Genomic DNA, 24,978 nt, shown 5'->3' on the forward strand with positions numbered 1-24,978 from the left:
CGGACGTACTGCTCGGGGGTTGGATGGCGTGAACTTTGCTGAGCCGGCTGTACGCGACGGACATATGACACACCGGCCCGGCCCCTTCCGTCCGTGGGCGGCTGACCCGCCGTTGTGGTGGGGGCGCCTTCCGTCTGTACGCGGCTGACCCGCCGTTGTGGTGGGGGCGCCTTCCGTCTGTACGCGGCTGACCCGCCGTTGTGGTGGGGGCGCCTTCCGTTCGTACGCGGCTGACCCGCCGTTGTGGTGGGGGCGCCTTCCGTACGTACGCGGCTGACCCGCCGTCTTGGTGGTCCTTCACGCCGACCCTCCGGCCTCTATCGGTCGTGGGGTGCCGTCTCGCCGTTGTGGTGGTCGTTTGCGTCGGTCCGGTCCTTGCCGTTCGTTGGGTGCTGCCCCGCCGTCGCGGTGGTCCTTCGTGGTGGACCGGTTCCTTCCGGGCGTGGGGGCATCCCGCCGTCGTGGTTTCTGGTGGGTCGGGGAGAATCGGGAGTATGAGTAACCCGGACCACACGTCGCCCGAGTCGAAGGATCGGAAGCGGTCGGCGGCTGCCTCCTCTGCGGCCTCGGAGAACCCGAAGGCGTCGGAGGCGGGCTCTTCCGCCATGGATTCCCAGGAGACGGCTTCCGCGCCGCAGGCGTCCGTTTCGGTCAAGCCCGTCTACAAGGATCGGGTGTATCGGTCGCCCGGCGGGCTCGTGGGGGGCGTGTTGCTGCTCGCGTTGTTCGGGTGGCTCGGTGGGGACGCCATTGTGGCGGGGGACGGGCGGACGCCCTGGTTGGCGTTGGCGGCGTTGTTGTTCGCCGTGCCTGTGGTGGCCGCTTTCTCGGTGCGGCCCGCCGTGTTCGCGAATGACGATCGGCTGCGGGTGCGCAATCCGTTCCGGGTGATCGAGTTGCCCTGGGCCACCGTGGTGTCGTTGCGGTCCGGGTACACGAACGAGGTTGTCGATCAGGAGGGCACCAAGTACCAGCTGTGGGCGATCCCTGTCTCGTTGCGGGCCCGTAAGAAGGCCGCCCGGCGGCAGGCCCGTACGACTGCGCAGGGCGACAGCAGTGGTCGTACCGCCCTGGTCGAGCAGCCCGTGCGGGCCGAGACCGATCAGGTCATGGCTGATCTGAGGGTGCTGTGTGAGGCCCGGGCCAAGGCTCCGGGGTCTCAGGGGGAGACCAGTGTGCGCTGGGCCTGGGAGGTCATCGGGCCGGCGGTGGCGGGGGCGCTGCTGCTCGCCGTTCTGTGGGCGGTCGGTTGAGGCGGGTGAACATCCGGGGAGAGGGCGGCAATCCAACGCCCTTTCACTCAGGGTGAGTTGGAGCGGGGCGGCGCCGGTGCGCCGTACCCCCACAGGTTCGTGCGCTTGGATCGCGTGGGATCGTGCGTGGAGCGCAACCCCGATGGCGGCCGGAGTGTCCAGAGAACGATGAGTACGAAGACCGACCCAACCGACCCGACCGATCCACAGGCCCGCCCGCAGTCGCCCCGGCGACTGCCCGCGTCGGCCGTGCCCGAGGGCTGTCCCGACTGGAACGGGGAGCACGTACGGCTGTGGACGGGGGCGCACGCGCCGGCGTGGGTGCCGGTGCGACCGCGTTCGCTGCATCTGCTCGCCGTGGCCCTGGTCGGACTCATAGCCGGGTTCTGGCTGGCGAACTCCAGGGACGTGCCGCCCGCTCTCGCCGCGCTCCTCCCCCTCCAACTGGTGTGGATGCTCGCGCGCCCCGAGATCGTGAGGATCTCGGCACCCCTGCTCACCCTCCTCCTCGTCTGGTACGGCGGCTCACATGACCCGGCGACCGTCGTGGGCTTCCTCGCCATCACCACCACCTGGGCCGTGGCCGAGTTCCGCCTGAGCGCCGGGCGCATGCAGCGCCGTTGGGCGATGGCCGCCGCCGGGAAGGTCACCGCCCCCGTCCCGGCCGGGCTCGGGCCGCTGCGGCGCGGGCGGTTCCTGCTGCTGCTCGGGCTCGGCCTCGCCGTCGTAGGCGCCGGGCTCATCGCGCTCGCCTCGGGCTGGGAGACCGGCTCCGACCGGCGGGAGGCGACGCTCGTGGGATGGTTCGTGGTCGGCTGGGGCTGTACGTCGCTGCTCTCCGGTCTGCTGGGCCGCCGCCGCGCCGCTGCCCTCCGCCGCGCCCCCGTACCCGTCCTGCGCGTCCTCGTGCGCGACGCCGCCAACGGTGACGTCGAGGTCTTCGCCGCCGATGACGTGGCCGCGCTACGGCCCCTCCTCACCGTCTCCACCGAGGAGTGGTACGGCGACGACGAGGACGACGACGAGGAGGACGGGGACGACGGTGGGGAGGTGGAGGGGGGTCGGCTCGGCGAGCAGGAGATGGACGTACTCCTCGACTCCCTCCAGAACGACTGCGGCGACACCGACCAGCCCGGTCCCCTGCGCGAGGCCGTGCTGTACGGGGCCCCGTACGACGGCGGCGAGATCGTGATCGTCAGCGCCCCCGAGGACGCGGACGAGGATGAGGACGAGGGCGAGGGCAAGGGCGAGGGCGAGGAGAACGACGACGAGACCGTCGTGGAGTCCTCCGTCGGGCCGGTGCGGGCGCTGTCCGAGCGTGCCGTCCGGGTTCGTGTCCGTGAGGAGAAGGCGCGGACTCGGCGGAACATCGCCCTCGCGGACCGCCGTGCGGCAGCCGCCGCCGTGACCGCCGAGCGCCTGGGCTCCGGAGCCGTACGACGCTGGCGGGCCGGATGGCTGGACTGGTCCGTCTGCCTGTTCGGGATGCTGTGGGCGGCCCTGCTGGTGCTCGGCGAGGGCGGCGGCTGGAGGTACGTCCCGGGTGCCGTCATCGGGCTCATCAGCGCCGTCATGCTGCCCGGCATGGCTGCCTGGCGCGTCACCGCCGACCGGGAGGGCCTGTGGTTCAACGGCACCCTCAAGCCCCGGCACATCGCCTGGGACCACCTCATGAGCGTGAAGGTCGAGGGCGGCGAACTGAAGATCGACAGCCGCCGTGCGCGATTCGGCGGCGCGTGGACCGCGTACTCCCCGAGGTGGGCCCGGCTGGAACGACGCCTCGGCCTGATCCACCCGTACGAGAAGGTGGCCGCCGAGATCGGTGCGATGTGGAAGGACCCGGCGCTCCGGCCCACCGAGACCAGCGGCGAACACGAACGGGGCCGGGCCCTGTGGCCGCTGGGGTTGTTGCTGGCTGTGGTGTGGGTGGTGGCCCTGGTGTTGGTGCCGTAGGTCTATGGGTGTGGGGCAACGGCCGTAGGCCAATGGGTGTGGGCCAACGACTGTGGGCCAGCGGCTGTGGGCCAGCGACTGTGGGTCAACGGCCGTAGCCCAATGAACGTGGGCCAACGCCTGTAGGCCAACGCCTGTAGGCCAACCGAACGTAGGTCAACAACCGTGGGCCTACAGGTGTTGGTCGTTCGGGCGCGGGGGCGTGCGCGTGCGGCGCGGAGTTACTTACGGGGCGCGAAAGCCCCGGCCGGTATGACCGATCCGGCCGGGGCTCGTGAATTCTGCGGGGGCTTGGTGGTGGGGGTCTCGGGGCCTCCGAGGCCCGGGGTCAGATTCCGGCCGCTGCCGACAGGTCGTGCTTGATCGTCGTCAGGAGGGCCGTCGCCTTGGTGCGGGCCTCGGGAAGGTCGGCACGGGTGGGGACCGGGACCACGACCTCCAGGTAGCACTTGAGCTTGGGCTCGGTGCCGCTGGGGCGGACGATGACGCGGGCGCCGTCGAGGGTGTAGCGCAGGCCGTCGGTGGGCGGGAGCTTGTCCGTGCCCCGGGTGAGGTCCTCGGCGCGGGTGATGGCGAGCCCGGCGAGTGAGGTCGGGGGCCGCTCCCTCAGGCGGCGCATGGCGGCGGCGATGACCGACAGGTCCTGGACGCGGACGGAGAGCTGGTCGGTGGCGTGCAGGCCGTGTTCCACGGCGAGGTCGTCGAGGAGGTCCAGCAGGGTGCGGCCCTCCTCCTTCAGGCGCGAGGCCAGTTCGGTGATGAGCAGGGCGGCGGTGATGCCGTCCTTGTCCCGTACGCCCTCGGGGTCGACGCAGTAGCCGAGGGCCTCCTCGTAGCCGTAGCGCAGGCCCTCGACCCGGGCGATCCACTTGAAGCCGGTGAGGGTCTCCTCGTAGGGGAGTCCGGCCTTCTCGGCGATCCGGCCGAGGAGGGAGGAGGAGACGATCGACTCGGCGAAGGTGCCCCGCGCTCCACGGGACACCAGGTGGGTGGCGAGGAGGGCGCCGACCTCGTCGCCGCGGAGCATGCGCCAGGCCCCACCCTGATCGCCGCCCTTGACGGCCACGGCACAGCGGTCGGCGTCGGGGTCGTTGGCGATGATCAGATCGGGGTCGACGTCGCGGGCCTTGGCGAAGGCCAGGTCCATCGCGCCGGGCTCCTCCGGGTTGGGGAAGGCTACGGTCGGGAACTCCGGGTCCGGCTCGGCCTGTTCGGCGACCAGGACGGGCGTGGGGAAACCGGCTCGGGCGAAGGCCGCGAGGAGGGTGTCCTTGCCGACGCCGTGCATGGCCGTGTAGACCGTGCGGGCGGTTCGGGGGGAGTCGGGCGCGAGCACCGCGTCCGTGCGGGTGAGGTAGGCGTCGAGGACGGAGTCGTCGAGGATCTCCCAGCCGGACGTCGGGCGCGGGACGTCGTTCAGGGACCGTACGGCTTCGATCTCCGCCGCGATCCCGGCGTCGGCCGGGGGCACGATCTGGGAGCCGTCGCCGAGGTAGACCTTGTAGCCGTTGTCGCGGGGCGGGTTGTGGCTGGCGGTGACCTCCACGCCGGCTACCGCGCCGAGGTGCCTTATGGCGAAGGCCAGCACCGGGGTCGGCAGGGGGTGGGGGAGGAGGGCCGCGCGCAGGCCGGCGCCGGTCATGACCGCCGCCGTGTCCAGGGCGAAGTCGGCGGACTTGTGGCGGGCGTCGTAGCCGATGACGACGAGGCCGGGGCCGTTGGCGCCCTGGGTGGCGCCCTGCTTCGTGAGGTACGCGGCGAGGCCGGCGGCGGCGCGGATGACGACCGAGCGGTTCATGCGCATGGGGCCGGCGCCGAGTTCGCCTCGGAGGCCTGCGGTGCCGAACTGGAGGGTGCCGGAGAAGCGTGCGGTCAGCTCCGCCGTGTCCGCCGCGTCGATCAGCCTGCCGAGTTCGTGTCGGGTGTCCGGGTCGGGGTCCTCGGCCAGCCACGCCTTGGCGCGGGCGATCAGGTCGTCGTGCACGGGGGTCAACCTCTCGTTCCTTGTTCGTGTGTGCGTTGGATTGTCCTCGCCCCCGCCGCCCCTACCCGTAGCTCCCCCACTCTCGGCTTCGCGCGAGCGGGGGGACCCCCATCCAGGGGCTGTGCCCCTTTGACCCCCTGGCGCCTGATGGCTCGGGTGGTGTGGGTTGGTTGGCGGGTGCGGGTTGTGTGTGGTTGCTCGCGCAGTTCCCCGCGCCCCTTAAGAGCACGGGCCTGCGGCCCTGTGATCATCGGGCCGCAGGGCCGTGACATATGCGTCTCCGCCGCGTGGGCGCGACCAGCCCCCGCCGGACCCGCACCCGACAACGCACCCAACCCTTGCGCGCTACAGCCGGTTCAGTACCTGGGTCAGCAGTGCGCCCATGCGGGTCGCCGAGTCGCGGCCCGCCTGGAGGACCTCCTCGTGGTTGAGGGGCTCGCCCGACATGCCTGCCGCCAGGTTGGTGACGAGGGAGATGCCGAGGACCTCGGCGCCCGCCTCGCGTGCGGCGATGGCTTCCAGGACCGTGGACATGCCGACCAGGTCCGCGCCGATGACCCTGGCCATCCGGATCTCCGCCGGGGTCTCGTAGTGCGGGCCCGTGAACTGCGCGTAGACGCCCTCCTCCAGGGTGGCGTCGATCTCCTTGCAGAGCGCGCGCAGCCTCGGGGAGTAGAGGTCGGTGAGGTCGACGAAGTTCGCGCCGACGATCGGGGACGTCGCCGTGAGGTTGATGTGGTCGCTGATCAGCACCGGCTGACCGGGGCGCATACCCTCGCGGACACCACCGCAGCCGTTGGTGAGGACCACCGTCTTGACCCCGGCGGCGACGGCCGTCCGCACACCGTGCGCCACGGCGGCCACCCCGCGGCCCTCGTAGTAGTGCGTACGGCCCAGGAAGACGAGCGCGCGCTTGTCACCGATCTTGTACGAGCGGATCTTGCCACCGTGGCCCTCGACCGCCGGCGGCGGGAATCCGGGCAGCTCGGTGACCTGGAACTCGGCCTCGGGAGCGCCGAGCGCGTCCACGGCCGGGGCCCAGCCGGAGCCCATCACGAGGGCGACGTCGTGGGTCTCGGCGCCCGTGAGCTCACGCAGGCGCGCGGCGGCGGCGTCGGCGGCGGCGTACGGGTCGCCCTGGATGTCGTCCGGAAGAAGAGATGCGTTCACGCGACGAGGGTATCCGGTCCTGGCCTACGCGCGTAGATGCCCAGGTGTACGGGATCGGGATCGTTGTCTTGTCGTTTCCAACCGAAGGCCGCGTGCGGCGGCCGGGTGGTCACTCGCCCGGAACGAAGATGTCCTTGTCGTTGAAGACCTCGACAATGAAGATCAGTAGGCGGCCCACGCTGACCGTGTACTCGATGAGGATGTTCTGCGTCAGCCGGATCGTCCGGTCGTCTCCGGTGGAGCTTATGGGCCGGGACAGGTCGGGGAACGGGTCCTGGGCGAGCATCATGATGCCCTTGTCGAACGCGGCGCGCTGTTGTTCGTCGAGTCGGTCCCGCGCTGCCGCTGCCTGCTCGGTGTAGTAGACGGTGTACGCATTCCTGCCGGTCATCGCGCTCTCCCGTTTGTGCGTCAGTCCCGGCCAAGTCTAGGGTCAGGCACCCTCAACAAGGCCGCTTGCGCAGCTCCATCACGTAATCGTGTGGAGCCCCCGCCGATTCGGCTGCGTCGGCGATCTCGCCGAGGTAGCGGGCCGACGGCAGGCCGCCCTCGTAGCCGTTGAGGACGTAGACCCAGGCCGGTTCGCTGCCGTCGAGGGTGTGTACGCGCAGCCGCATCCGGCGGTAGATGTCCAGGCCGACGCCGACCCAGCGGTCCATGGCGTCCTCGTCCATCGGGGCGATGTCGTAGAGGGCCACGAAGACCTGGGCGCCGGGGGCTTCGACGACCGTGGCGAGGGCGCCCTCCCAGCCCATGTGTTCACCGCCGAAGGTGAGCCGCCAGTCGTTCAGCCAGCCGGTCGCGCGCAGGGGGGAGTGGGGGGCGCGGCGGGACATCAGGCGGGCGTCGAGGTTGCCGGCGTAGGCGGCGTAGAGCGACATGGGGAGCAGGGTAGCTCCGCTGGTTCGCCGGGCGCCTAATAGCTCGGGGGGACTGGGTTGGTTGGCGGGTGCGGGTTCGGTGGGGGCTGGTCGCGCAGTTCCCCGCGGCCCTTTCAGGAAGGGCTGCGCCCCCTGAAAAGGGCGCTGCGGGCCGATCCCTTACCCCGGCTCTGTCCCAACCGCGTCCATACGGGACAATGGAGTACGTGACTCGGATCGTGATCATCGGTGGCGGGCCCGGCGGGTATGAGGCGGCTTTGGTCGCCGCGCAGCTGGGGGCTGAGGTGACCGTCGTGGACTGCGACGGTCTGGGCGGGGCGTCGGTGCTCACCGACTGCGTGCCGTCGAAGACGCTCATCGCGACCGCCGAGGTGATGACGACCTTCGACTCCTCCTACGAGGAGCTGGGCATCATCGTCGCCGACGACACCCCGCACATCGACATGCCCGCGCGTGTCGTGGGCGTGGACCTCGGCAAGGTCAACCGGCGTGTGAAGCGGCTCGCGCTGGCGCAGTCGCATGACATCACCGCATCGGTGACGCGCGCCGGCGCGCGGGTCATGCGCGGGCGCGGGCGGCTGGAGGGCATGCAGGACCTGGACGGGTCGCGCAAGGTTGTCGTGCGGGCCGCGGACGGGTCCGAGGAGACCCTGACCGCCGATGCCGTGCTCATCGCCACCGGCGGGCATCCGCGCGAGGTGCCCGACGCCCAGCCCGACGGGGAGCGCATCCTCAACTGGACGCAGGTGTACGACCTCGAAGAGCTGCCGGAAGAGCTGATCGTGGTCGGGTCGGGTGTGACCGGTGCCGAGTTCGCCGGCGCCTACCAGGCGCTCGGGTCGCGCGTCACCCTCGTCTCCAGCCGCGACCGGGTACTGCCGGGCGAGGACCCGGACGCCGCCGCGGTTCTGGAAGAGGTGTTCCGGCGGCGCGGCATGAACGTCATGGCGCGATCCCGAGCCCAGTCCGCCAAGCGGGTCGGCGACCGGGTCGAGGTGACCCTCGCCGACGGCCGGGTCATCAGCGGTACGCACTGTCTGATGGCCGTCGGCGCCATTCCCAACAGCGCCGGGATGGGGCTGGAGGAGGCCGGGGTCAAGCTCAAGGACTCCGGGCACATCTGGACCGACAAGGTGTCCCGCACCACCGCTCCCGGTGTGTACGCCGCCGGTGACGTCACCGGGGTGTTCGCACTGGCGTCCGTCGCCGCCATGCAGGGGCGCATCGCCATGTACCACTTCCTGGGCGACGCCGTGGCCCCGCTGAACCTGAAGACCGTCTCCTCCAACGTCTTCACCGACCCCGAGATCGCCACCGTCGGCTACACCCAGGCCGACCTCGACTCCGGCGTCATCGACGCCGTCGGGGTGAAGCTGCCGCTGCTGCGCAACCCGCGCGCCAAGATGCAGGGCATCCGCGACGGCTTCGTCAAGATCTTCTGCCGGCCGGGCACGGGGATCGTGGTGGGTGGCGTCGTGGTGTCGCCGCGTGCCTCGGAACTCATCCACCCCATCTCGATCGCGGTCGACAACAACCTGACCGTCGAGCAGATCGCGAACGCCTTCACCGTGTACCCGTCCCTTTCGGGCTCGATCGCCGAGGTCGCACGGCAGCTGCACACCCGTAAGTCGGGTGGCGGCGTCTGACCAGGTGGAGCACGGTACGAGGCGGGTCCGGGTCGGTTTCGGTCCGGGCCCGTTTCGTCGTTCCGGTCGTCGTTCCGATCGCTTTCCGTCCCGGATGGCCCCTATATCACTTCTCGCCCCACCGTGCGAACAACTTCTGTTATTCGGCGCAAACTGCTGAAAGCAGACGGTCGTTGGCGTTACTGTCAGTTTCGTGTTCGCTGCAGAACGTCGCCAATTGATCCTCGAAATGGTGCGGGCCAATGGAGCCGTGTCGCTCCGTGAGCTCGCCCGCGTCGTCCAGACCTCCGAAGTGACCGTACGGCGGGACGTGCGCGCTCTGGAGGCAGAAGGACTCCTCGACCGCCGGCACGGCGGTGCGGTATTGCCGGGCGGGTTCACGCGGGAGTCCGGCTTTCCGCAAAAGTCTCATCTCGCGACCGCCGAGAAGACGGCCATCGCCGATCTCGCCGCGGGCTTCGTCGAAGAAGGCGAGGCCATCGTGGTCGGGGCCGGGACCACCACGCAGGAGCTGGCACGCCGGCTCGCGCGGGTCCCCGGGCTGACCGTCGTCACCAACTCCCTGCTGGTGGCCCAGGCGTTGGCCCATGCCAACCGTGTGGAGGTCGTGATGACCGGCGGCACCCTGCGCGGTTCCAACTACGCCCTCGTCGGCTCCGGCGCCGAGCAGTCCCTCCAGGGGCTGCGGGTCTCCAAGGCCTTCCTCTCCGGGAGCGGACTGACCGCCGAGCGCGGGCTGTCCACGTCCAACATGCTGTCGGCGTCCGTCGACCGCGCGCTGGTCCAGGCCGCCGCCGAAGTCGTCGTCCTCGCCGATCACACCAAGCTCGGCACCGACACCATGTTCCAGACGGTGCCGACCGATGTGATCACCCGGCTGGTCACCGACGACCCGCCCGGCCATGACGACCGCGCGGTCACCGAGTTGCAGGCCCTCGCCGATCAGGGTGTGCAGATCTCGGTGGCCGGGGCGTCGGGGGGCGGTGGTACGGGCGGTGATCCCGTCCCGGCGCGTCAGTCACGCCGGGACGTCCCCCTCCCCGGGCCCCGCCGCAACCAGGTCCACGGCTCCGCCCCGCAACTGCGCACCGCCACGGTCCTCGGCGACCAGCCGACCACCGCGGAACGGGACAGGGAGCGGGCGGCGCGGGTCGCCGATCTGCGCCGCCGCTGAGCGCTCCGCCGGCCGTGTCGTTATGTGGCTCCGCCGCGGGGCCGCGACAGGCCGTCGGTTGTCTTCGGCGGCATCGTGGCTGGTCGCTCCCCCACGCTCGGCTGCTCCCCCAGTGCTTCAAGGGCCTGGGAGGTACCCCCGGCGCGGGGGGACCCCAGCGCGGCGGAGCCGCCATCGATACAGCCGGTCACGGCTTCAGGCCGTGCACGGTCAGGGTCAGCAGGCGGTCGGCCAGCTCCGGATCGTCCGGGGTTTCCTCGGCCGCCAGCGCGATGGCGTGGGTGAGCCGGAGCAGGTCGCCGATGGACACGCCGTCGCGTACGGCGTGAGCCTGCTGGGCCCGGCCGAGGAGAGCCGCGCCCATGTCCCGGATCGGGGCACAGCAACGGGCCAGCTCCGAGGCGGACGCCGTGGTGGCGGAGTCGGCGTACGAGACTGTCATCAGCGCTTGCGACAGACCTCGGTATTCACTCGCGTGAGTGATGATGTCGCGCAGCCAGGAGATGAGAGCCGTGCAGGGATCGGCCGTCTGCTGGTGTTCCCGCGCACGGGCCAGCAGATCGCCGACCGCGTCCTCGAAGACCGCGCTCAACAACGCCTGGCGGTTGGGGAAATGGCGGTAGAGGGTGCCGATGCCGACTTCTGCGCGGCGGGCGATGTCCTCCAGTGAGGCGTTCGTTCCCTGGGCCGCGAAGACCCGCCTCGCCTCCGTGAGCAGCCGCTCGTGGTTCCGGCGGGCGTCGGCTCGCATGGGGCGGGGGGGTGCCAAAGGGGTCACCTGCTCTCGGATGGCGGGGTGATTTCAGCGGTTGTGGGTTCGCTGGGGTGCCATCAGCCTAAGAGTTCGGGTGAGTGAGGTCGTTGGGCGAGTGCGGGTTGTGTGTGGTTGCTCGCGCAGTTCCCCGCGCCCCTGAGAACGGCCCTTCGGGCCGATCGTCCGTGCAGCCCGTCCGTGTTCTCGTGAACGAGCCGCACGTTCTCGTGGACGCGCCGCCCGGTTCTCGTGGACGCGCCGCCCGTCCGCGATTCTCTCGGACGGGCGGCGGAGTCTGCTTCGAGTTGCCTCAGTCCTTGATCTCGCAGATCGCGGCGCCGGACGTGATCGAGGCGCCGACCTCCGCGTTGAGGCCCTTGATGGTGCCCGAGCGGTGGGCGTTGAGGGGCTGTTCCATCTTCATGGCCTCCAGGACGACGACCAGGTCGCCTTCCTTGACCTCCTGGCCCTCCTCGACGGCGACCTTGACGATCGTGCCCTGCATGGGTGAGGCGAGGGTGTCGCCGGAGGCCACGGGGCCGGACTTCTTCGCGGCGCGGCGCTTGGGCTTGGCGCCCGCGGCGAGGCCGGTGCGGGCCAGGGTCATACCGAGGGCGGCGGGGAGGGAGACCTCCAGACGCTTGCCGCCGACCTCGACGACGATCGTCTCGCGGTCCGCGTCGTCGTCGGCCTCGGTGGTGTCCGTGGGGGCCGCGAACGGCTTGATGTCGTTGACGAACTCGGTCTCGATCCAGCGGGTGTGAACCGTGAACGGGTCGGCGCTGCCGGTCAGTTCGGGGGCGAACGCCGGGTCCTTGACCACCGCGCGGTGGAAGGGGATCGCCGTGGCCATGCCCTCGACGGTGAACTCGTTCAGGGCGCGGGCCGCGCGCTGCAGGGCCTGCTCACGGGTGGCGCCGGTGACGATCAGCTTGGCGAGGAGGGAGTCCCACGCCGGACCGATGACCGAGCCCGACTCCACGCCCGCGTCGAGGCGGACGCCGGGGCCCGTGGGCGGGGTGAACGTGGTGACGGTGCCGGGGGCGGGCAGGAAGTTACGGCCCGGGTCCTCGCCGTTGATGCGGAACTCGAAGGAGTGGCCGCGCAGCGGCGGGTCGTCGTAACCGAGCACTTCGCCGTCGGCGATGCGGAACATCTCGCGGACCAGGTCGATGCCGGTGACCTCCTCGGTGACCGGGTGCTCGACCTGGAGGCGGGTGTTGACCTCCAGGAAGGAGATCGTGCCGTCGAGGCCGACGAGGAACTCCACCGTGCCGGCGCCGACGTAGCCGGCCTCCTTCAGGATGGCCTTCGAAGCGGCGTACAGCTCGGCGTTCTGTTCGTCGGAGAGGAACGGGGCCGGGGCCTCCTCGACCAGCTTCTGGTGGCGGCGCTGCAGCGAGCAGTCACGGGTGGAGACCACGACCACATTGCCGTGGGTGTCGGCCAGGCACTGGGTCTCGACGTGGCGGGGCTTGTCGAGGTAGCGCTCCACGAAGCACTCGCCCCGGCCGAAGGCCGCCACCGCCTCGCGCACGGCGGACTCGTACAGCTCGGGGACCTCTTCGAGGGTGCGGGCCACCTTCAGGCCGCGGCCGCCGCCGCCGAACGCCGCCTTGATCGCGATCGGCAGACCGTGCTCCTCGGCGAACGCCACGACCTCGTCCGCGCCGGAGACCGGGTCGGGGGTGCCCGCGACGAGGGGGGCGCCGGCGCGCTGGGCGATATGACGGGCCGCCACCTTGTCACCCAGATCGCGGATCGCCTGCGGGGGCGGGCCGATCCAGACCAGGCCCGCGTCCAGGACCGCCTGCGCGAACTCCGCGTTCTCCGAGAGGAAGCCATAGCCCGGGTGGATCGCGTCCGCACCCGAGTCCTTCGCCGCCTGCAGCACCTTGGCGATGTCCAGATAGCTCGTCGCCGGAGTGTCACCGCCCAGCGCGAACGCCTCGTCGGCGGCGCGTACATGCAGCGCGTCCCGGTCCGGATCGGCATACACGGCCACGCTCGCGATCCCGGCATCCCGGCACGCCCGGGCGACGCGGACAGCGATTTCGCCTCGGTTGGCGATCAACACCTTGCGCACGATGGCTCCCTCTCCTTGAAACAAGCCGAGTTTAGGGACTGCCGACACGGCGTTTCGACCCGTCCTCAATGGTGAGCTTGCCCACACGGAGCGTGAAACCAGGCTCGCTCAACCGGCGAAATCCCTTGTCGTACCGCATCACGCAGGACTCCACCCGAAAACCCTAGCCTCGTGATGTGGTCAAGGTCTCTGTGTGGCCGCGCTGCGGCCCACCGGGTTTCTTTGTGGAATCCCTACTAATGGCCCAACGATTCTTTGCTGTCGTGAGAACCCTTGTCCCGGGGTTTACCCGTTAGTAGCGTTCGCGATGTCTTGAACACCTACCTGGGGTAACGGGTGGCGCGAAAGCGACGACAGTGAAAGAGGGTGGACCGGTGATCCGTAGACCGGTGGCGGCGATCACGGCGATCGTGCTCTTCTCGGAGGCACTCGGGATCGCCGGGCTGCAGTGGTTCCTCGGGACGGTCGTCGACCGGCAGCAGATGTCGCTGGCCGGGCTGGACCCCGACGCGATGTCCGTCGGGTCCAAGGCTGGGGGTGTGCTCTTCGGGCTCTACTTCGCGTTCTGCGGCCTGGTCGCGCTGCTCGTCGCCGTACGGGACCGGCCTGCCGCCGGGCTGGGGCGGGTGCTGCTCATCAGTGTGGCCGTGGTGCACGGGCTGCTCGGCGCGTTCACCGTGGGGCTCGTGGGGTGGGGCGCCTTCGCGTTCATGATGGTCGCGTTGGCGCTCGTCGTGCTGACGCTGATGACGTACGACCGGAATGACGGCGCGGCGCCGGAGGCCTCGGGCCCGCCGGAGGCATCGGCACCGCCGGAGGCCTCCGGGGAGCCCGGGGCGGTCGGGCCTCCGGCGTCCAGTGCTTCCTGAGTGGTTCGGCCGGTCGGCTCGGATCAGTCGGCTCGGATCAGCCGCTTGGATCGGTCGGCTTGGATCGGTCGTGTGGGGTCAGTCGTCGGTGGCGGGCCACAACTCCGTGATGCCTACGCCCAGTTGGGCCAGTAGACGGCGGAGCAGGGGGAGGCTGATGCCGATGACGTTGCCGTGGTCGCCCTCGATGCCTTCGATGAACGGGGCAGAGCGGCCGTCGAGGGTGAAAGCGCCGGCCACGTAGAGGGGTTCGCCGGAGGCCACGTACGCGGCGATCTCCTCGTCCGTGGGGTCGCCGAAGTGGACGACCGTGGAGGCGAGCGCGGAGACGTGGCGGTCGGTGGCGGTGTCCCAGACGCAGTGCCCGGTCTGGAGGGTGCCGGCGCGGCCGCGCATGGACTTCCAGCGGGCGGTGGCCTCCTCGGCGTCGGCGGGCTTGCCGAGGGCCTGGCCGTCGAGGTCGAGGACGGAGTCGCAGCCGATGACGAGGGCGCCCTTGAGTTCGGGTTTCGCCGCTACGACGGACGCCTTGGCCTCGGCGAGCGCGAGGGCCAGGTCGGCGGGGGTGGGGGCGGTGACGGCGTCCTCGTCCACTCCGCTGACGTACACCTCGGGGGTGAGGCCGGCCTGGCGGAGGAGATTGAGGCGGGCCGGGGACTTCGAGGCGAGGATCAGACGGCGGCGGGGGTGCGGTTCGGTCATGCGGTCAGGGTAGGGGCCGGTGGGGCGTGGGGGCGCGGGGGGTTCGTCGGGCACGGGGCCCGGTGTCTACCCGGAGTCAGCCCAGGATTCCCAGGACCAGCATCGCCAGGAGCATGGCCAGGGCCATCAGGAGGCCCAGGCGGTGGAGCATGGCCTGGGTGTCTCGGAGGTCTTTGGGGGGCTTGTCGTCGGGGTCGGACCAGAGCATGGGTCGATGGTGCTTCGGGGGGCGGGGCGGGCGCCTGAGTACGGGTACTCAAGTTGGGGGCGCCCGGCCCACCGCCGGTCAGCTCGGCCAGTACGTGCGGCTCCAGGTCGTGGGGCCCGGCGCCGGCAGACGGTGCGCGGCGATGCGGGCCGGGTCGGACCAGGAGTCGCGGGGGGTGGCGGCGCCGGGCGGCTCGGTGGTGGCCGCCGCGGCGCGCGCTCGGACCACCGCCAGGGCGGCGGCGAGCTCCTCGGGGGTCGGGTTGCCCCGTAGGACCTTGATGGTCATATCGGCTCCCATGGGTCCGGGTCGGGTCACTGGGGGATCAGAGGGAGGGCAGAGAGCGGTCAGAGGGGGATGTTGCCGTGCTTCTTCGGGGGCAGGGATTCGCGTTTGGTGCGCAGCTGGCGCAGGCCCCGGACGATGTGGCGGCGGGTTTCCGAGGGCATGATCACGGCGTCGATGTAGCCGCGTTCGGCCGCGGTGTAGGGGTTGAGGAGGGTGTCCTCGTACTCCTGGATGAGGCGGGCGCGGACCTCCTCGCGCTCGTCGTCGGAGGCGGCGGCGATGGTGCGGCGGTGGAGGATGTTGACCGCGCCCTGGGCGCCCATGACGGCGATCTGGGCGGTGGGCCAGGCGAGGTTGAGGTCGGCGCCGAGGTGCTTGGAGCCCATGACGTCGTAGGCGCCGCCGAACGCCTTGCGGGTGATGACCGTGATCAGCGGGACGGTGGCCTCGGCGTAGGCGTAGATGAGCTTCGCGCCTCGGCGGATGATCCCCTCGTGCTCCTGGCCGACGCCCGGCAGGAAGCCGGGGACGTCGACGAAGGTCAGCACCGGGACGTTGAAGGCGTCGCACGTACGGACGAAGCGGGCCGCCTTCTCGGAGGCGTCGATGTCCAGGCAGCCCGCGAACTGCATCGGCTGGTTGGCGACGATGCCCACCGGGTGCCCCTCGACCCGGCCGAAGCCGGTGACGATGTTCGGCGCGAACAGTGCCTGGGTCTCGAAGAACTCCGCGTCGTCCAGGACGTGTTCGATCACCGTGTGCATGTCGTACGGCTGGTTCGCGCTGTCCGGGACCAGTACGTCCAGCTCGCGGTCCTCGTCCGTGACGGTGAGGTCCGCCTGCTCCGGGAACGCCGGGGGCTCGCTGAGGTTGTTCGACGGGAGGTACGACAGGAGCTGCTTGACGTAGTCGATGGCGTCCTTCTCGTCGCCCGCCATGTGATGGGCCACGCCCGAGGCCGTGTTGTGCGTGCGGGCGCCGCCCAGCTCCTCGAAGCCGACGTCCTCGCCGGTGACCGTCTTGATGACGTCCGGGCCGGTGATGAACATGTGCGAGGTCTGGTCGACCATGACCGTGAAGTCGGTGATCGCGGGCGAGTACACGGCGCCGCCCGCGCACGGGCCGACGATCAGGCTGATCTGGGGGATGACGCCGGACGCGTGGGTGTTGCGGCGGAAGATCTCGCCGTACATGCCCAGCGCCATCACACCCTCCTGGATGCGGGCGCCGCCGGAGTCGTTGATGCCGATGACCGGGCAGCCGGTCTTGAGGGCGAAGTCCATCACCTTCATGATCTTCTGGCCGAAGACCTCGCCGAGCGAGCCGCCCAGGACCGTGAAGTCCTGGGAGAAGACGGCCACCGGGCGGCCGTCGACCGTGCCGTAGCCGGTGACGACACCGTCCCCGTACGGGCGGTTCCTCTCCATGCCGAAGTCGGTCGAGCGGTGCCGGGCGAATTCGTCGAACTCCACGAAGGAGTCCTCGTCGAGGAGGAGTTCGATGCGCTCACGGGCAGTCAACTTGCCCTTGGCGTGCTGCTTCTCCACCGCGCGCTCGGAGCCGGCATGCGTCGCCTCATGGATACGGCGCTCAAGATCCGCGAGCTTCCCCGCGGTCGTGTGAATGTCCATGTCTGATCGGTTTGCTGGCTCTTCCGGCTCGGACATCGGGATGCGGCTCCCTGCCTGGATACGAGTGGGTGCGTTGGGTCTTCTTGAGCGGTCTTCCGACTGGTACGTGCTCAGAAGCAGACTTGGTTACTCATCCGTAGCGTAGTGCTGCGCCTACGGTTCGGCAGTGCGGCGTTTAACACACCTAGGGTGGGTTGCATGACGCCGCGAGATGCCTCAGAAGACGACAACGACAAGCCGCGCGACCAGTTGTACGGCAACCGCTGGTCCGATCTGGACCGGCCGCCCCTCAACGCCGCCGCCCTGCGACGGGCGTTGCTGCGGGAAGGGGGGCTGTGGAGCTCCCTGGACGTGATGCAGGTCGTCGGGTCCACCAACACCGAGTTGGTGGGGCGGGCGGAGGGGCTGCCCGAGGGGGCGGTGCTGGTCGCCGAGGAGCAGAACGCGGGGCGCGGACGGCTCGACCGTATCTGGACCGCTCCGGCGCGGTCCGGGCTGTTCTTCTCCGTTCTGCTCAGGCCCGGCGATGTGCCCGTGGAGCGCTGGGGATGGCTGCCGCTGCTGACCGGAGTCGCCGTCGCGACCGGGCTCTCCCGTGCCGCCGGGATCGACACGGCACTCAAATGGCCCAACGACCTGCTGGTGACCGTGGGCGGCGAGGAACGCAAGGCCGGCGGCATCCTCGCCGAGCGCACGGCGGACGGCGACGGCGTGGTCGTCGGCATCGGCGTCAACGTCAGCCTCCGCGCCGACGAACTGCCCGTCCCCACCGCCGGGTCGCTGGCGCTCGCCGGGGCCGTGACCACGGACCGTGACCCGCTGCTGCGCGCCGTGCTGCGGAGCCTGGAGGAGTGGTACGGCACCTGGCGGAGGGCAGGGGGCGATCCCGCCGTGAGCGGGTTGCAGGAGACGTACGCGGCCGGCTGCGCGACGTTGGGGCGCCGGGTGCGTGCCGAACTGCCCGGCGGGCGGGATCTGGTGGGTGAGGCCGTCGCCGTGGACGGGGACGGGCGGCTGGTGATCGCTTCGGGGGAGGGTGTGCAGGAGCCCGTGGGGGCGGGAGATGTGGTGCATTTGCGGGGTGCGTGAGTACATCGGGAGGGTGGGGGAGTACATCTGAAGGTGGGTGAGCGCAGGTGAGGGGTGGTGAGTGCGGGTGAGGGGTGGTGAGCGCAGGTGTGGGGTGGGTGAGTGCGGGTGAGGGGTGTGTGATTCGCGCCCCCGGGCGGTGCGCGACACCCCCTGCGCGGCCGGCCGGAAGGGGCCGCGTACGCATCGGCCGCACCTCACGGAGTGAGCTGGCGCACACCTGCCGTAGAGTTGAGGCCGGTCGAGTACGTGGCCGTGGGAGATCGGAAGGGCAGCAGGCGTGAGCGTCGAGGACACGGGCTCCGGCACGGACGCGCAGGGCCGTGTGGACCTTCCCCCACTGTCTGCCACGGGTGACGACCCCGCCGGTGAGGAGGACCCGCTGGCGTTGCGGCTCGAAGGGCTGATCCTCGGGGCCGAGCGGCGCTACACCCCCTTCCAGGCGGCCCGTAGCGCGGGCGTCTCGATGGAGCTGGCGTCCCGTTTCTGGCGGGCCATGGGCTTCGCCGACATCGGCCAGGCCAAGGCGCTCACCGAGGCGGACGTCCTCGCGCTGCGGCGGCTCGCCGGTCTCGTCGAGGCGGGGCTGCTGAGCGAGGCCATGGCCGTACAGGTGGCACGTTCCACCGGGCAGACCACCGCCCGACTGGCCGAATGGCAGATCGACTCCTTCCTGGAAGGGCTGACCGAGCCGCCGGAGCCGGGGATGACCCGCACCGAGGTCACGTACCCCCTGATCGAGCTGCTGCTGCCCGAGCTGGAGGAGTTCCTCGTCTATGTGTGGCGGCGGCAGCTCGCCGCGGCCACCGGGCGGGTCGTGCAGGCCGGCGACGACGAGGAGATGGTCGACCGGCGGCTCGCCGTCGGCTTCGCCGATCTGGTGGGGTTCACGCGGCTGACGCGCCGTATGGAGGAAGAGGAGCTGGGCGAGCTCGTCGAGGCGTTCGAGACCACCGCGGCGGACCTGGTGGCCGCGAACGGCGGGCGGCTCATCAAGACGCTGGGCGACGAGGTCCTGTACGCCGCCGATGACGCCGGGGTCGCCGCCGAGATCGCCCTCCGGCTCATCGAGACCATGGCGCACGACGAGACCATGCCGGAGCTGCGGGTCGGTATCGCCTTCGGGACCGTGACGACCCGGATGGGCGATGTCTTCGGGACCACCGTGAATCTCGCGAGCCGGCTCACCTCGATAGCGCCGAAGGACGCCGTCCTCGTCGACGGGGCGTTCGCCGAGGAGCTGACCCGGACCGGGGAGGCGCCCGCCTCCGAGGCGGAGGCCGCCGAGGCCGCGGCCGCCGCCGAGAAGGAGGGCGAGGAGCCGCCGACCTACCGGTTCGCCCTCCAGCCGATGTGGCAGCGGCCGGTGCGTGGGTTGGGTGTGGTCCAGCCTTGGCTGATGACTCGGCGGCCTGGGAAGGGTTGAGGGTTCGCCTGGGGGCCTGAGGGGTCGCTTGGGGGTCGCGGCTGAGGGTTCGCTCAGGGGTCTGGGGCCTCGGGGCTGGGGGCCGCTCCGGGACGGCTTGACGGTGAGCTGCCTTGACGGTGAGTTGCGGGGAGCGTCAGCGGTGCAGGGGTTCGTCCACGCACAGGCCCACGATCGGGACGCACAGGCCCGGCTGCCGGGGTGCGCTGGGCTCTTCCGCCTCCGTCGGGGGGTTCGGGGCGGCCGGGGGCTGGGTGGTCGACGCGGTCGGTTGGCGCGCGGCTGTCGGGGGCTGCTGGGTGGGCGTGGTCGGGCCGGTGGCTTCGGGGGCCTCGGCCGACGGGAGCGTGGCCGCGCTCGGGGGGAGACGGCGGGTACCGGGGCCGGACGGGAGTTCCACTCCTACCGAGGTCGAGGGGTGGGTCGCCGACGGGGGCGGGGCCGTCGACTCCGGTGAGGGCGGGGGCGTCGTGGGCGAGGGCGCTGTCGCGCTGTCCGTCGGGGTGTCGGTGGGCGGGGTGGTCGCGGGTGTCGAAGGTGTGCTCGCCATGGTCGCGCCGGTGTTGGTCGCGTGGTCCGTGATGTCGTCCGACAGTTCCGGGGCCGCGCCCGTCGTCGTACCGGCGCCGCCGACCGTGTCCGACGTCAGCCGTACGAGGCTCAGCGCGCCCGCCGCCAGGGCGAGGCCGCCCACGGCGAACAGCACCTTGCGGGGGCGTGGGCGCCTGTGGCGGCCTCGGGGGCGGGGCGCCACGGGGGTGGGGGAGGGGTGGTCTGGGGCGTCTGGGGCGGTTGAGGCGGCCGGGGGGTGGGGTGGGGGCGTGGGCGTGGTCGACGGGGGCCAGGTGGGCGACTGTCTTGGGACGCCGGTGGGGTCCCAGGGGGCTCCCGCCACCGGTGCGCCGGGTACGCGTGGTGTGCGCGGTGTCGTCGACGGTGCCTGCGGTCCCCACGGGGGTGTCGGTGTCGTGGTCGGCCCCGTGGTCGTGGTCGGCCTGGTCGGCCCCGTGCCTGTTGTCGGCCTGGTCACCGTGTTCGTCGTCATGGTCCGTTCCTCCCCTCCGCGCACGTGGCCCCCGGTGCGCCTGTTGCGGTGCGCAGGCTATGTGCCGGGGTGGGCGTTGTGGCCGGAGAAGGCCGGGATGTCACTCGAACGAGAGGACGGCGACGTCGGGGGTTGCCGTGCGGGTCAACGGGGGTGGGCTCACCGGGGGGCGTGGGGGGGCGTGCGGTCGCGCCTGGGCGGGTGGGTGCGTGGGTGGGTCGGGGCCGGGCCGGTGTGTCAGTCCGTCGCAGGCGGACGTACTGCTCGGGGGTTGGGATGGCGTGAACTTTGCTGAGCCGGCTGTACGCGACGGACATATGACACACCGGCCCGGCCCCTTCCGTCCGTACGCGGCTAGCCCGCCGTGGGGGTGGGTGTGACTACCCCGTCGTGGCGTGCGTGGCTGCCTCGCCGTCGTGGCGTGCACGGCTGCCTCGCCGTCGTGGCGTGCGTTGTGGAGATCTGTCTTTGGGTGCTTCCGGGCGTGTGTGTGCGTGAGTGCTGTCGGGCTTTTTCTCGGGGCTCGGGGCTGGGATGATCGGGGTGTCGGCTAGTTAACCTGCGTTAACCGGGAGGGTGTCATGGGTGCTGGTGTGGTCGAGGTGCGGTACGGGGAGTTCGTGCTGGTGCGGCGGCACGGGTTTGTCGCCGAGCTCGTGCTCGACCGGCCCAAGGCCATGAACGCCGTGTCCACCGAGATGGCGCGGTCCATCGGGGCCGCCTGTGCGGCGTTGGGCGGGGAGCGGGACGCGCGGGTGGTCGTGGTGACGTCCACGCATGAGCGGGCGTTCTGTGTCGGGGCCGATCTCAAGGAGCGGAACTCCTTCAGTGATGCCGAGCTGGTGCGTCAGCGGCCCGTCGCGCGGGGCGCGTACACCGGCGTACTGGAATTGCCGATGCCCACGATCGCCGCCGTGCACGGCTTCGCGCTGGGCGGTGGCTTCGAACTGGCCCTGGCCTGCGATCTGATCGTGGCCGACCGTACGGCCGTGGTGGGGCTGCCCGAGGTGTCGGTGGGGGTGATTCCGGGCGGCGGCGGTACGCAGTTGCTGCCGCGCCGGGTGGGGGCCGCGCGGGCCGCCGAGCTGATCTTCACGGCGCGGCGGCTGGAGGCCGTGGAGGCGCGGGAGTTGGGGCTGGTCGATCAGCTGGTGGAGGAGGGGCGGGATCGGGAGGAGGCCCTGGCGTTGGGGGCCCGGATCGCCGGCAACTCGCCTGTGGGGTTGCGGGCGGCCAAGCGGGCGCTGCGGCTCGGGCAGGGGCTCGACCTTCGGGCGGGGCTGGAGGTGGAGGACGCGGCCTGGCGTTCGGTCGCGTTCTCGGGCGACCGGGCGGAGGGTGTGGCCGCCTTCAACGAGAAGCGGAAGCCGGAGTGGCCGGGGGAGTGAGGGGCGTGGAAGGGGCGGGGGAGGGGGCGGTTGATGGCGTGGGGCCGTGGCCGTGGGGGCCTGTGCGGCCGTACCCCTGTTCGCGTCACTAACGTCTCAAATCGGTGCAAAGCTCCCTAGCCTGGAGGGATGGGTGGTGAGGACAGGCGGCTGAGGGCCGTGGTGGCGTTGGCGCGGGGCATGGCGGGGGCGCGCACGGCGCGTGAGACGTGGTGGGCGGCCGCGGACGGCGCCTGCCGGGCGCTGTCGGGGAGCTTTGCCGCGCTGTCCGTGTGGGAGCGGGAGCGGGGGCTGCTGCGGGTGCTGGTGAATGTGGGGAACCGGGCGGTGGGGGAGGAGGAGTTCCCCGAGGACGAGACGTATCCCGTGCATGAGTTTCCGGAGATCGCCGAGTTTCTGCATGAGCGGTGGCTGGAGGGCGGCGAGCCCAACGCCTGGGTGGAGACCGCCGCCGGACCGCTCGGGGGGCGGCGGCCCGGTGGTTTCTGCCATCAGCGGGTCGCGGCGCTGCGGCGGCGGGGGCGGGGGTGCTGTGTCGTGGCGCCGATCGTGCTGAACGGGCGGGCCTGGGGGGAGTTGTATGTCGCCCGGCCTGCCGGGGAGCCGGTCTTCCACGGGGGTGATGCCTCCTTCGCCACCGTTCTCGCCTCGGTCGTGGCCGCCGGGATCGCTCAGTCGGAACGGCTGGAGGAGGCGCGACGGCTTGCCTTCACCGACTCCCTCACCGGGCTCGGCAATCGGCGCGCGGTCGATCTGCGGCTGGACGAGGCGATGGAGGCGCACCGGCGCGACGGCACGGTGATCAGCCTCGTCGTCTGCGACCTCAACGGGCTGAAGAAGGTCAACGACTCCTACGGGCACGCCGTGGGCGACCAGGTCCTGGAACGGTTCGGGTCCGTGCTCTCGCGCTGTGCGGCGGAGTTGCCCGATGTGCTGGCCGCCCGGCTCGGCGGTGACGAGTTCTGTCTGCTCGCGGTCGGCCCCGCGGCGGACGAGGTCGTGCGGGTCGCCGGTGAACTGTGCGTACGTGCACGGGAGTTGGAGCCGGGCGACGGGGTCGCCTGCGGGGTGGCGTCCACCGGGGACGCGATCGGGCCGTTGCGCTCGGCCCGGCGGCTGTTCCGGCTCGCCGACGCCGCGCAGTACCGGGCCAAGGCCGCCGGTTCCGTGGAGCCGGTCGTCGCCGGACGGGAGGGGGAGGGCGCCGAGGACCCGGTGGTCAGCCTCGCCGACCGGCCGCCCGCTCCCGTCGACCCCGCCCACCCTGCGGACCGGCGCCGATTTCGGGGGCGCCGGTCCTAGGGCGGGTCGCGCGACTGTTCGAGGCTGCGCGCGGCCCTCGGATTCCTACGGCCCAGGGGCTGACTGGGGTCGTAGGGGTCCCGGCGGCCGTCAGGGGGGAGTGCGGCCGTGGGGACCGGATGGAATCGGGAGGTCGTGGGGGAGAGGGGTGTGTCCAGGCGCCTTGCCGTGACTTGAATGGGCAAGTGCTTTGAGCCTAGTGGGGGGTGGGGGTGCGGGCATCGTTCGGAGGGCGGATTCTGATCAATTCTGGATCGAACTCTGATCGAAGTGTGAGCTGCTTCCGATCTACGCGGATTGTTTCGGGGTGGTTGACGGGTGGGTGTCGCCGACTGTCGCTGTGGTGCCTGTCGCTGTGGTGCGCGGTAAGGGGCCCTGTCCTCGGTCGGTCGTGACATTCGGCGATTCAGTCCCTACGATCCTGAATATGGATATGCACACTGTGGGCACGGTGGTGCTCGGGACGAACGGTGCCACCGCGGCCGACGTCCTCGCCGTGGCGCGGGCCGACGCCCGGGTCGAACTCTCCGAGGAAGCCGTGGCGGCCCTTGCCGCCGCCCGCGAGATCGTGGACGCGCTGGCCGCCAAACCCGACCCCGTCTACGGCGTCTCCACCGGCTTCGGCGCCCTGGCGACCCGGCACATCGGCCCGGAGCTGCGCACCCGGCTCCAGCGCAACATCGTCCGCTCCCACGCGGCCGGCATGGGGCCCCGGGTGGAGCGTGAGGTCGTACGCGCGCTGATGTTCCTGCGGCTGAAGACGGTCTGCTCAGGGCGTACGGGCGTACGGCCCGAGGTCGCGCAGACCATGGCCGACCTCCTCAACGCCGCCATCACCCCCGTCGTGCACGAGTACGGCTCTCTCGGCTGCTCCGGCGATCTCGCGCCGCTGTCCCACTGTGCGCTGACGCTCATGGGTGAAGGGGACGCGGAGGGGCCCGACGGAGTCGTGCGGCCGGCCGGGGAGTTGCTCACCGCGCACGGCATCCGGCCCGTCGAGTTGCGCGAGAAGGAAGGGCTCGCCTTGCTCAACGGCACCGACGGCATGCTCGGCATGCTGATCATGGCGCTTGACGACCTGGAGACGCTGTACAAGTCCGCCGACGTCACCGCCGCGATCTCCTTGGAGGCGCTGCTCGGCACGGACAAGGTGCTCGCCCCCGAGCTGCACGCCATCCGGCCGCACCCGGGGCAGGGGGTGTCCGCCGCCAACATGCTGGCCGTGCTGAAGGGTTCGGGGCTCACCGGGCACCACCAGGACGACGCGCCCCGCGTGCAGGACGCGTACTCCGTGCGGTGCGCGCCGCAGGTGGCGGGGGCCGGGCGCGACACCATGGCACACGCGCGACTGGTCGCCGAGCGGGAGCTGGCCTCGGCCGTCGACAACCCCGTGGTGCTGCCGGACGGGCGCGTCGAGTCCAACGGCAACTTCCATGGGGCGCCGGTCGCCTACGTCCTCGACTTCCTCGCGATCGCCGCCGCCGACCTCGCCTCCATCGCCGAGCGGCGCACCGACCGGCTGCTCGACAAGAACCGCTCGCACGGGCTGCCGCCGTTCCTCGCGGACGACCCCGGCGTCGACTCCGGGCTGATGATCGCCCAGTACACGCAGGCGGCACTGGTGAGCGAGCTGAAGCGGCTCGCCGTACCGGCCTCGGCCGACTCCATCCCCTCCTCCGCCATGCAGGAGGACCACGTCTCGATGGGCTGGTCCGCCGCGCGCAAGCTCCGCACCGCCGTGGACAACCTGACTCGGGTGCTCGCCATCGAGCTGTACGCCGGCACGCGCGCCGTCGAGCTGCGGGAGGGGCTGACGCCCGCCCCGGCCACCAGGGCCGTCATCGAGGCCGTCCGCAAGGCCGGGGTGGAGGGGCCGGGGCCGGATCGTTTCCTCGCGCCCGATCTGGAGCTGGCCGACGCGTTTGTGCGGGAGGGGAGGCTGGTGTCGGCGGTGGAGGGGGTTGTGGGGGTGTTGGGGTGAGGTGCGGTCGGCAGATGACGGATGGCAGATAACGGATGGCAGATAACGGATGACAGATGACAGATGACGGGTGTCAGGTGACGGATGACAGATAACGGGTGACAGATAACGGGTGACAGAGGTCAACTGACGGATATCAATTGACAGA

At 71.1% G+C, this 24,978-nt stretch carries 21 protein-coding genes; 10 read left to right on the top strand and 11 right to left on the bottom strand.

The features are described from left to right. The first annotated feature begins 605 nt into the window (after positions 1–605). Positions 606–1,253, top strand: coding sequence for a PH domain-containing protein (locus ACWD4G_RS33060; RefSeq protein ID WP_451300218.1), 648 nt, complete (start codon positions 606–608; stop codon positions 1,251–1,253). A 168-nt stretch (positions 1,254–1,421) separates the two neighbouring features. After that, entirely contained in the window at positions 1,422–3,206 is a 1,785-nt protein-coding gene (locus ACWD4G_RS33065) for a hypothetical protein (RefSeq protein WP_451300014.1), read from the top strand. 328 nt (positions 3,207–3,534) lie between these two features. Here ACWD4G_RS33065 and ACWD4G_RS33070 read toward each other — a convergent pair whose 3' ends face one another. From ACWD4G_RS33070 to ACWD4G_RS33085, 4 genes are all read right to left on the bottom strand, one after another. Further along, positions 3,535–5,190, bottom strand: coding sequence for a phospho-sugar mutase (locus ACWD4G_RS33070; RefSeq protein ID WP_451300220.1), 1,656 nt, complete (start codon positions 5,188–5,190; stop codon positions 3,535–3,537). A 345-nt stretch (positions 5,191–5,535) separates the two neighbouring features. Beyond that, positions 5,536–6,360 carry a purine-nucleoside phosphorylase gene (locus ACWD4G_RS33075; RefSeq protein ID WP_451300016.1) on the bottom strand — a complete coding sequence of 275 codons (825 nt, stop codon included), beginning with the start codon at positions 6,358–6,360 and terminating at the stop codon, positions 5,536–5,538. Between the two features lie 109 nt (positions 6,361–6,469). Continuing rightward, complete coding sequence (locus ACWD4G_RS33080; RefSeq protein WP_451300018.1) at positions 6,470–6,751, bottom strand: type II toxin-antitoxin system RelE family toxin; 282 nt, start codon at positions 6,749–6,751, stop codon at positions 6,470–6,472. A 52-nt stretch (positions 6,752–6,803) separates the two neighbouring features. Next, positions 6,804–7,241: a gamma-glutamylcyclotransferase gene (locus tag ACWD4G_RS33085; protein WP_451300020.1), complete on the bottom strand. Its 438-nt coding sequence runs from the start codon at positions 7,239–7,241 to the stop codon at positions 6,804–6,806. Between the two features lie 197 nt (positions 7,242–7,438). Here ACWD4G_RS33085 and ACWD4G_RS33090 point away from each other — a divergent pair, with 197 nt between their 5' ends. Further along, positions 7,439–8,887, top strand: a complete 1,449-nt coding sequence (locus ACWD4G_RS33090) for an NAD(P)H-quinone dehydrogenase (RefSeq protein WP_451300022.1) — start codon at positions 7,439–7,441, stop codon at positions 8,885–8,887. Positions 8,888–9,080: 193 nt separating this feature from the next. Continuing rightward, the gene (locus tag ACWD4G_RS33095; RefSeq protein WP_451300024.1) at positions 9,081–10,061 is read left to right on the top strand and encodes a DeoR/GlpR family DNA-binding transcription regulator; all 981 of its coding nucleotides are present in this window, start codon (positions 9,081–9,083) and stop codon (positions 10,059–10,061) included. 187 nt (positions 10,062–10,248) lie between these two features. Here the strand turns inward: ACWD4G_RS33095 and ACWD4G_RS33100 are convergent, their stop codons facing one another. Then, entirely contained in the window at positions 10,249–10,812 is a 564-nt protein-coding gene (locus tag ACWD4G_RS33100; protein WP_451300026.1) for a TetR/AcrR family transcriptional regulator, read from the bottom strand. Between the two features lie 313 nt (positions 10,813–11,125). Further along, a complete protein-coding gene (locus ACWD4G_RS33105) occupies positions 11,126–12,901 on the bottom strand; it encodes an acetyl/propionyl/methylcrotonyl-CoA carboxylase subunit alpha (protein ID WP_451300028.1) in 1,776 nt (591 codons plus the stop codon). Positions 12,902–13,275: 374 nt separating this feature from the next. Between ACWD4G_RS33105 and ACWD4G_RS33110 the strand changes: the two genes are divergently transcribed. Next, positions 13,276–13,770, top strand: coding sequence for a hypothetical protein (locus tag ACWD4G_RS33110; protein ID WP_451300030.1), 495 nt, complete (start codon positions 13,276–13,278; stop codon positions 13,768–13,770). Positions 13,771–13,848: 78 nt separating this feature from the next. Here the strand turns inward: ACWD4G_RS33110 and ACWD4G_RS33115 are convergent, their stop codons facing one another. The 4 genes from ACWD4G_RS33115 to ACWD4G_RS33130 all read right to left on the bottom strand — a co-directional run bounded on the left by ACWD4G_RS33115 (position 13,849) and on the right by ACWD4G_RS33130 (position 16,635). Further along, the gene (locus ACWD4G_RS33115; protein ID WP_451300032.1) at positions 13,849–14,472 is read right to left on the bottom strand and encodes a Maf family protein; all 624 of its coding nucleotides are present in this window, start codon (positions 14,470–14,472) and stop codon (positions 13,849–13,851) included. 76 nt (positions 14,473–14,548) lie between these two features. Next, positions 14,549–14,680: a morphogenic membrane protein MmpB gene (gene mmpB / locus ACWD4G_RS33120; RefSeq protein WP_451300034.1), complete on the bottom strand. Its 132-nt coding sequence runs from the start codon at positions 14,678–14,680 to the stop codon at positions 14,549–14,551. A gap of 78 nt (positions 14,681–14,758) precedes the next feature. Beyond that, entirely contained in the window at positions 14,759–14,968 is a 210-nt protein-coding gene (locus ACWD4G_RS33125) for an acyl-CoA carboxylase epsilon subunit (protein ID WP_451300036.1), read from the bottom strand. Between the two features lie 59 nt (positions 14,969–15,027). Next, positions 15,028–16,635: an acyl-CoA carboxylase subunit beta gene (locus ACWD4G_RS33130; RefSeq protein ID WP_451300038.1), complete on the bottom strand. Its 1,608-nt coding sequence runs from the start codon at positions 16,633–16,635 to the stop codon at positions 15,028–15,030. Between the two features lie 162 nt (positions 16,636–16,797). On the opposite strand from ACWD4G_RS33130, the gene ACWD4G_RS33135 reads away from it, so the two are divergent. Then, complete coding sequence (locus ACWD4G_RS33135; RefSeq protein ID WP_451300040.1) at positions 16,798–17,688, top strand: biotin--[acetyl-CoA-carboxylase] ligase; 891 nt, start codon at positions 16,798–16,800, stop codon at positions 17,686–17,688. Positions 17,689–17,968: 280 nt separating this feature from the next. Further along, positions 17,969–19,114: an adenylate/guanylate cyclase domain-containing protein gene (locus ACWD4G_RS33140; protein WP_451300042.1), complete on the top strand. Its 1,146-nt coding sequence runs from the start codon at positions 17,969–17,971 to the stop codon at positions 19,112–19,114. Between the two features lie 136 nt (positions 19,115–19,250). Here ACWD4G_RS33140 and ACWD4G_RS33145 read toward each other — a convergent pair whose 3' ends face one another. Further along, positions 19,251–19,820: a hypothetical protein gene (locus ACWD4G_RS33145; protein ID WP_451300044.1), complete on the bottom strand. Its 570-nt coding sequence runs from the start codon at positions 19,818–19,820 to the stop codon at positions 19,251–19,253. A gap of 920 nt (positions 19,821–20,740) precedes the next feature. Between ACWD4G_RS33145 and ACWD4G_RS33150 the strand changes: the two genes are divergently transcribed. The 3 genes from ACWD4G_RS33150 (at position 20,741) to hutH (ending at position 24,830) form a co-directional block, all read left to right on the top strand. Next, positions 20,741–21,547, top strand: a complete 807-nt coding sequence (locus ACWD4G_RS33150; protein WP_451300046.1) for an enoyl-CoA hydratase/isomerase family protein — start codon at positions 20,741–20,743, stop codon at positions 21,545–21,547. A 129-nt stretch (positions 21,548–21,676) separates the two neighbouring features. Next, entirely contained in the window at positions 21,677–22,849 is a 1,173-nt protein-coding gene (locus ACWD4G_RS33155; RefSeq protein ID WP_451300048.1) for a diguanylate cyclase domain-containing protein, read from the top strand. 442 nt (positions 22,850–23,291) lie between these two features. Then, positions 23,292–24,830 (top strand): histidine ammonia-lyase, encoded by a 1,539-nt coding sequence (hutH, locus tag ACWD4G_RS33160; RefSeq protein WP_451300222.1) that lies wholly within the window; start codon positions 23,292–23,294, stop codon positions 24,828–24,830. The last annotated feature ends 148 nt before the right edge of the window (positions 24,831–24,978 follow it).

Source organism: Streptomyces sp. NPDC002643 (assembly GCF_053592555.1).

Coding starts and splice junctions, on each gene's coding strand:
- ACWD4G_RS33125 (WP_451300036.1), bottom strand. CDS start 14,968: ATGACCATCAAGGTCCTACGGGGCAACCCGACCCCCGAGGAGCTCGCC.
- ACWD4G_RS33150 (WP_451300046.1), top strand. CDS start 20,741: ATGGGTGCTGGTGTGGTCGAGGTGCGGTACGGGGAGTTCGTGCTGGTG.
- ACWD4G_RS33155 (WP_451300048.1), top strand. CDS start 21,677: ATGGGTGGTGAGGACAGGCGGCTGAGGGCCGTGGTGGCGTTGGCGCGG.
- ACWD4G_RS33080 (WP_451300018.1), bottom strand. CDS start 6,751: ATGACCGGCAGGAATGCGTACACCGTCTACTACACCGAGCAGGCAGCG.
- ACWD4G_RS33090 (WP_451300022.1), top strand. CDS start 7,439: ATGGAGTACGTGACTCGGATCGTGATCATCGGTGGCGGGCCCGGCGGG.
- ACWD4G_RS33065 (WP_451300014.1), top strand. CDS start 1,422: ATGAGTACGAAGACCGACCCAACCGACCCGACCGATCCACAGGCCCGC.
- ACWD4G_RS33135 (WP_451300040.1), top strand. CDS start 16,798: ATGACGCCGCGAGATGCCTCAGAAGACGACAACGACAAGCCGCGCGAC.
- ACWD4G_RS33085 (WP_451300020.1), bottom strand. CDS start 7,241: ATGTCGCTCTACGCCGCCTACGCCGGCAACCTCGACGCCCGCCTGATG.
- ACWD4G_RS33100 (WP_451300026.1), bottom strand. CDS start 10,812: ATGCGAGCCGACGCCCGCCGGAACCACGAGCGGCTGCTCACGGAGGCG.
- ACWD4G_RS33130 (WP_451300038.1), bottom strand. CDS start 16,635: ATGTCCGAGCCGGAAGAGCCAGCAAACCGATCAGACATGGACATTCAC.
- mmpB (WP_451300034.1), bottom strand. CDS start 14,680: ATGCTCTGGTCCGACCCCGACGACAAGCCCCCCAAAGACCTCCGAGAC.
- ACWD4G_RS33060 (WP_451300218.1), top strand. CDS start 606: ATGGATTCCCAGGAGACGGCTTCCGCGCCGCAGGCGTCCGTTTCGGTC.
- ACWD4G_RS33115 (WP_451300032.1), bottom strand. CDS start 14,472: ATGACCGAACCGCACCCCCGCCGCCGTCTGATCCTCGCCTCGAAGTCC.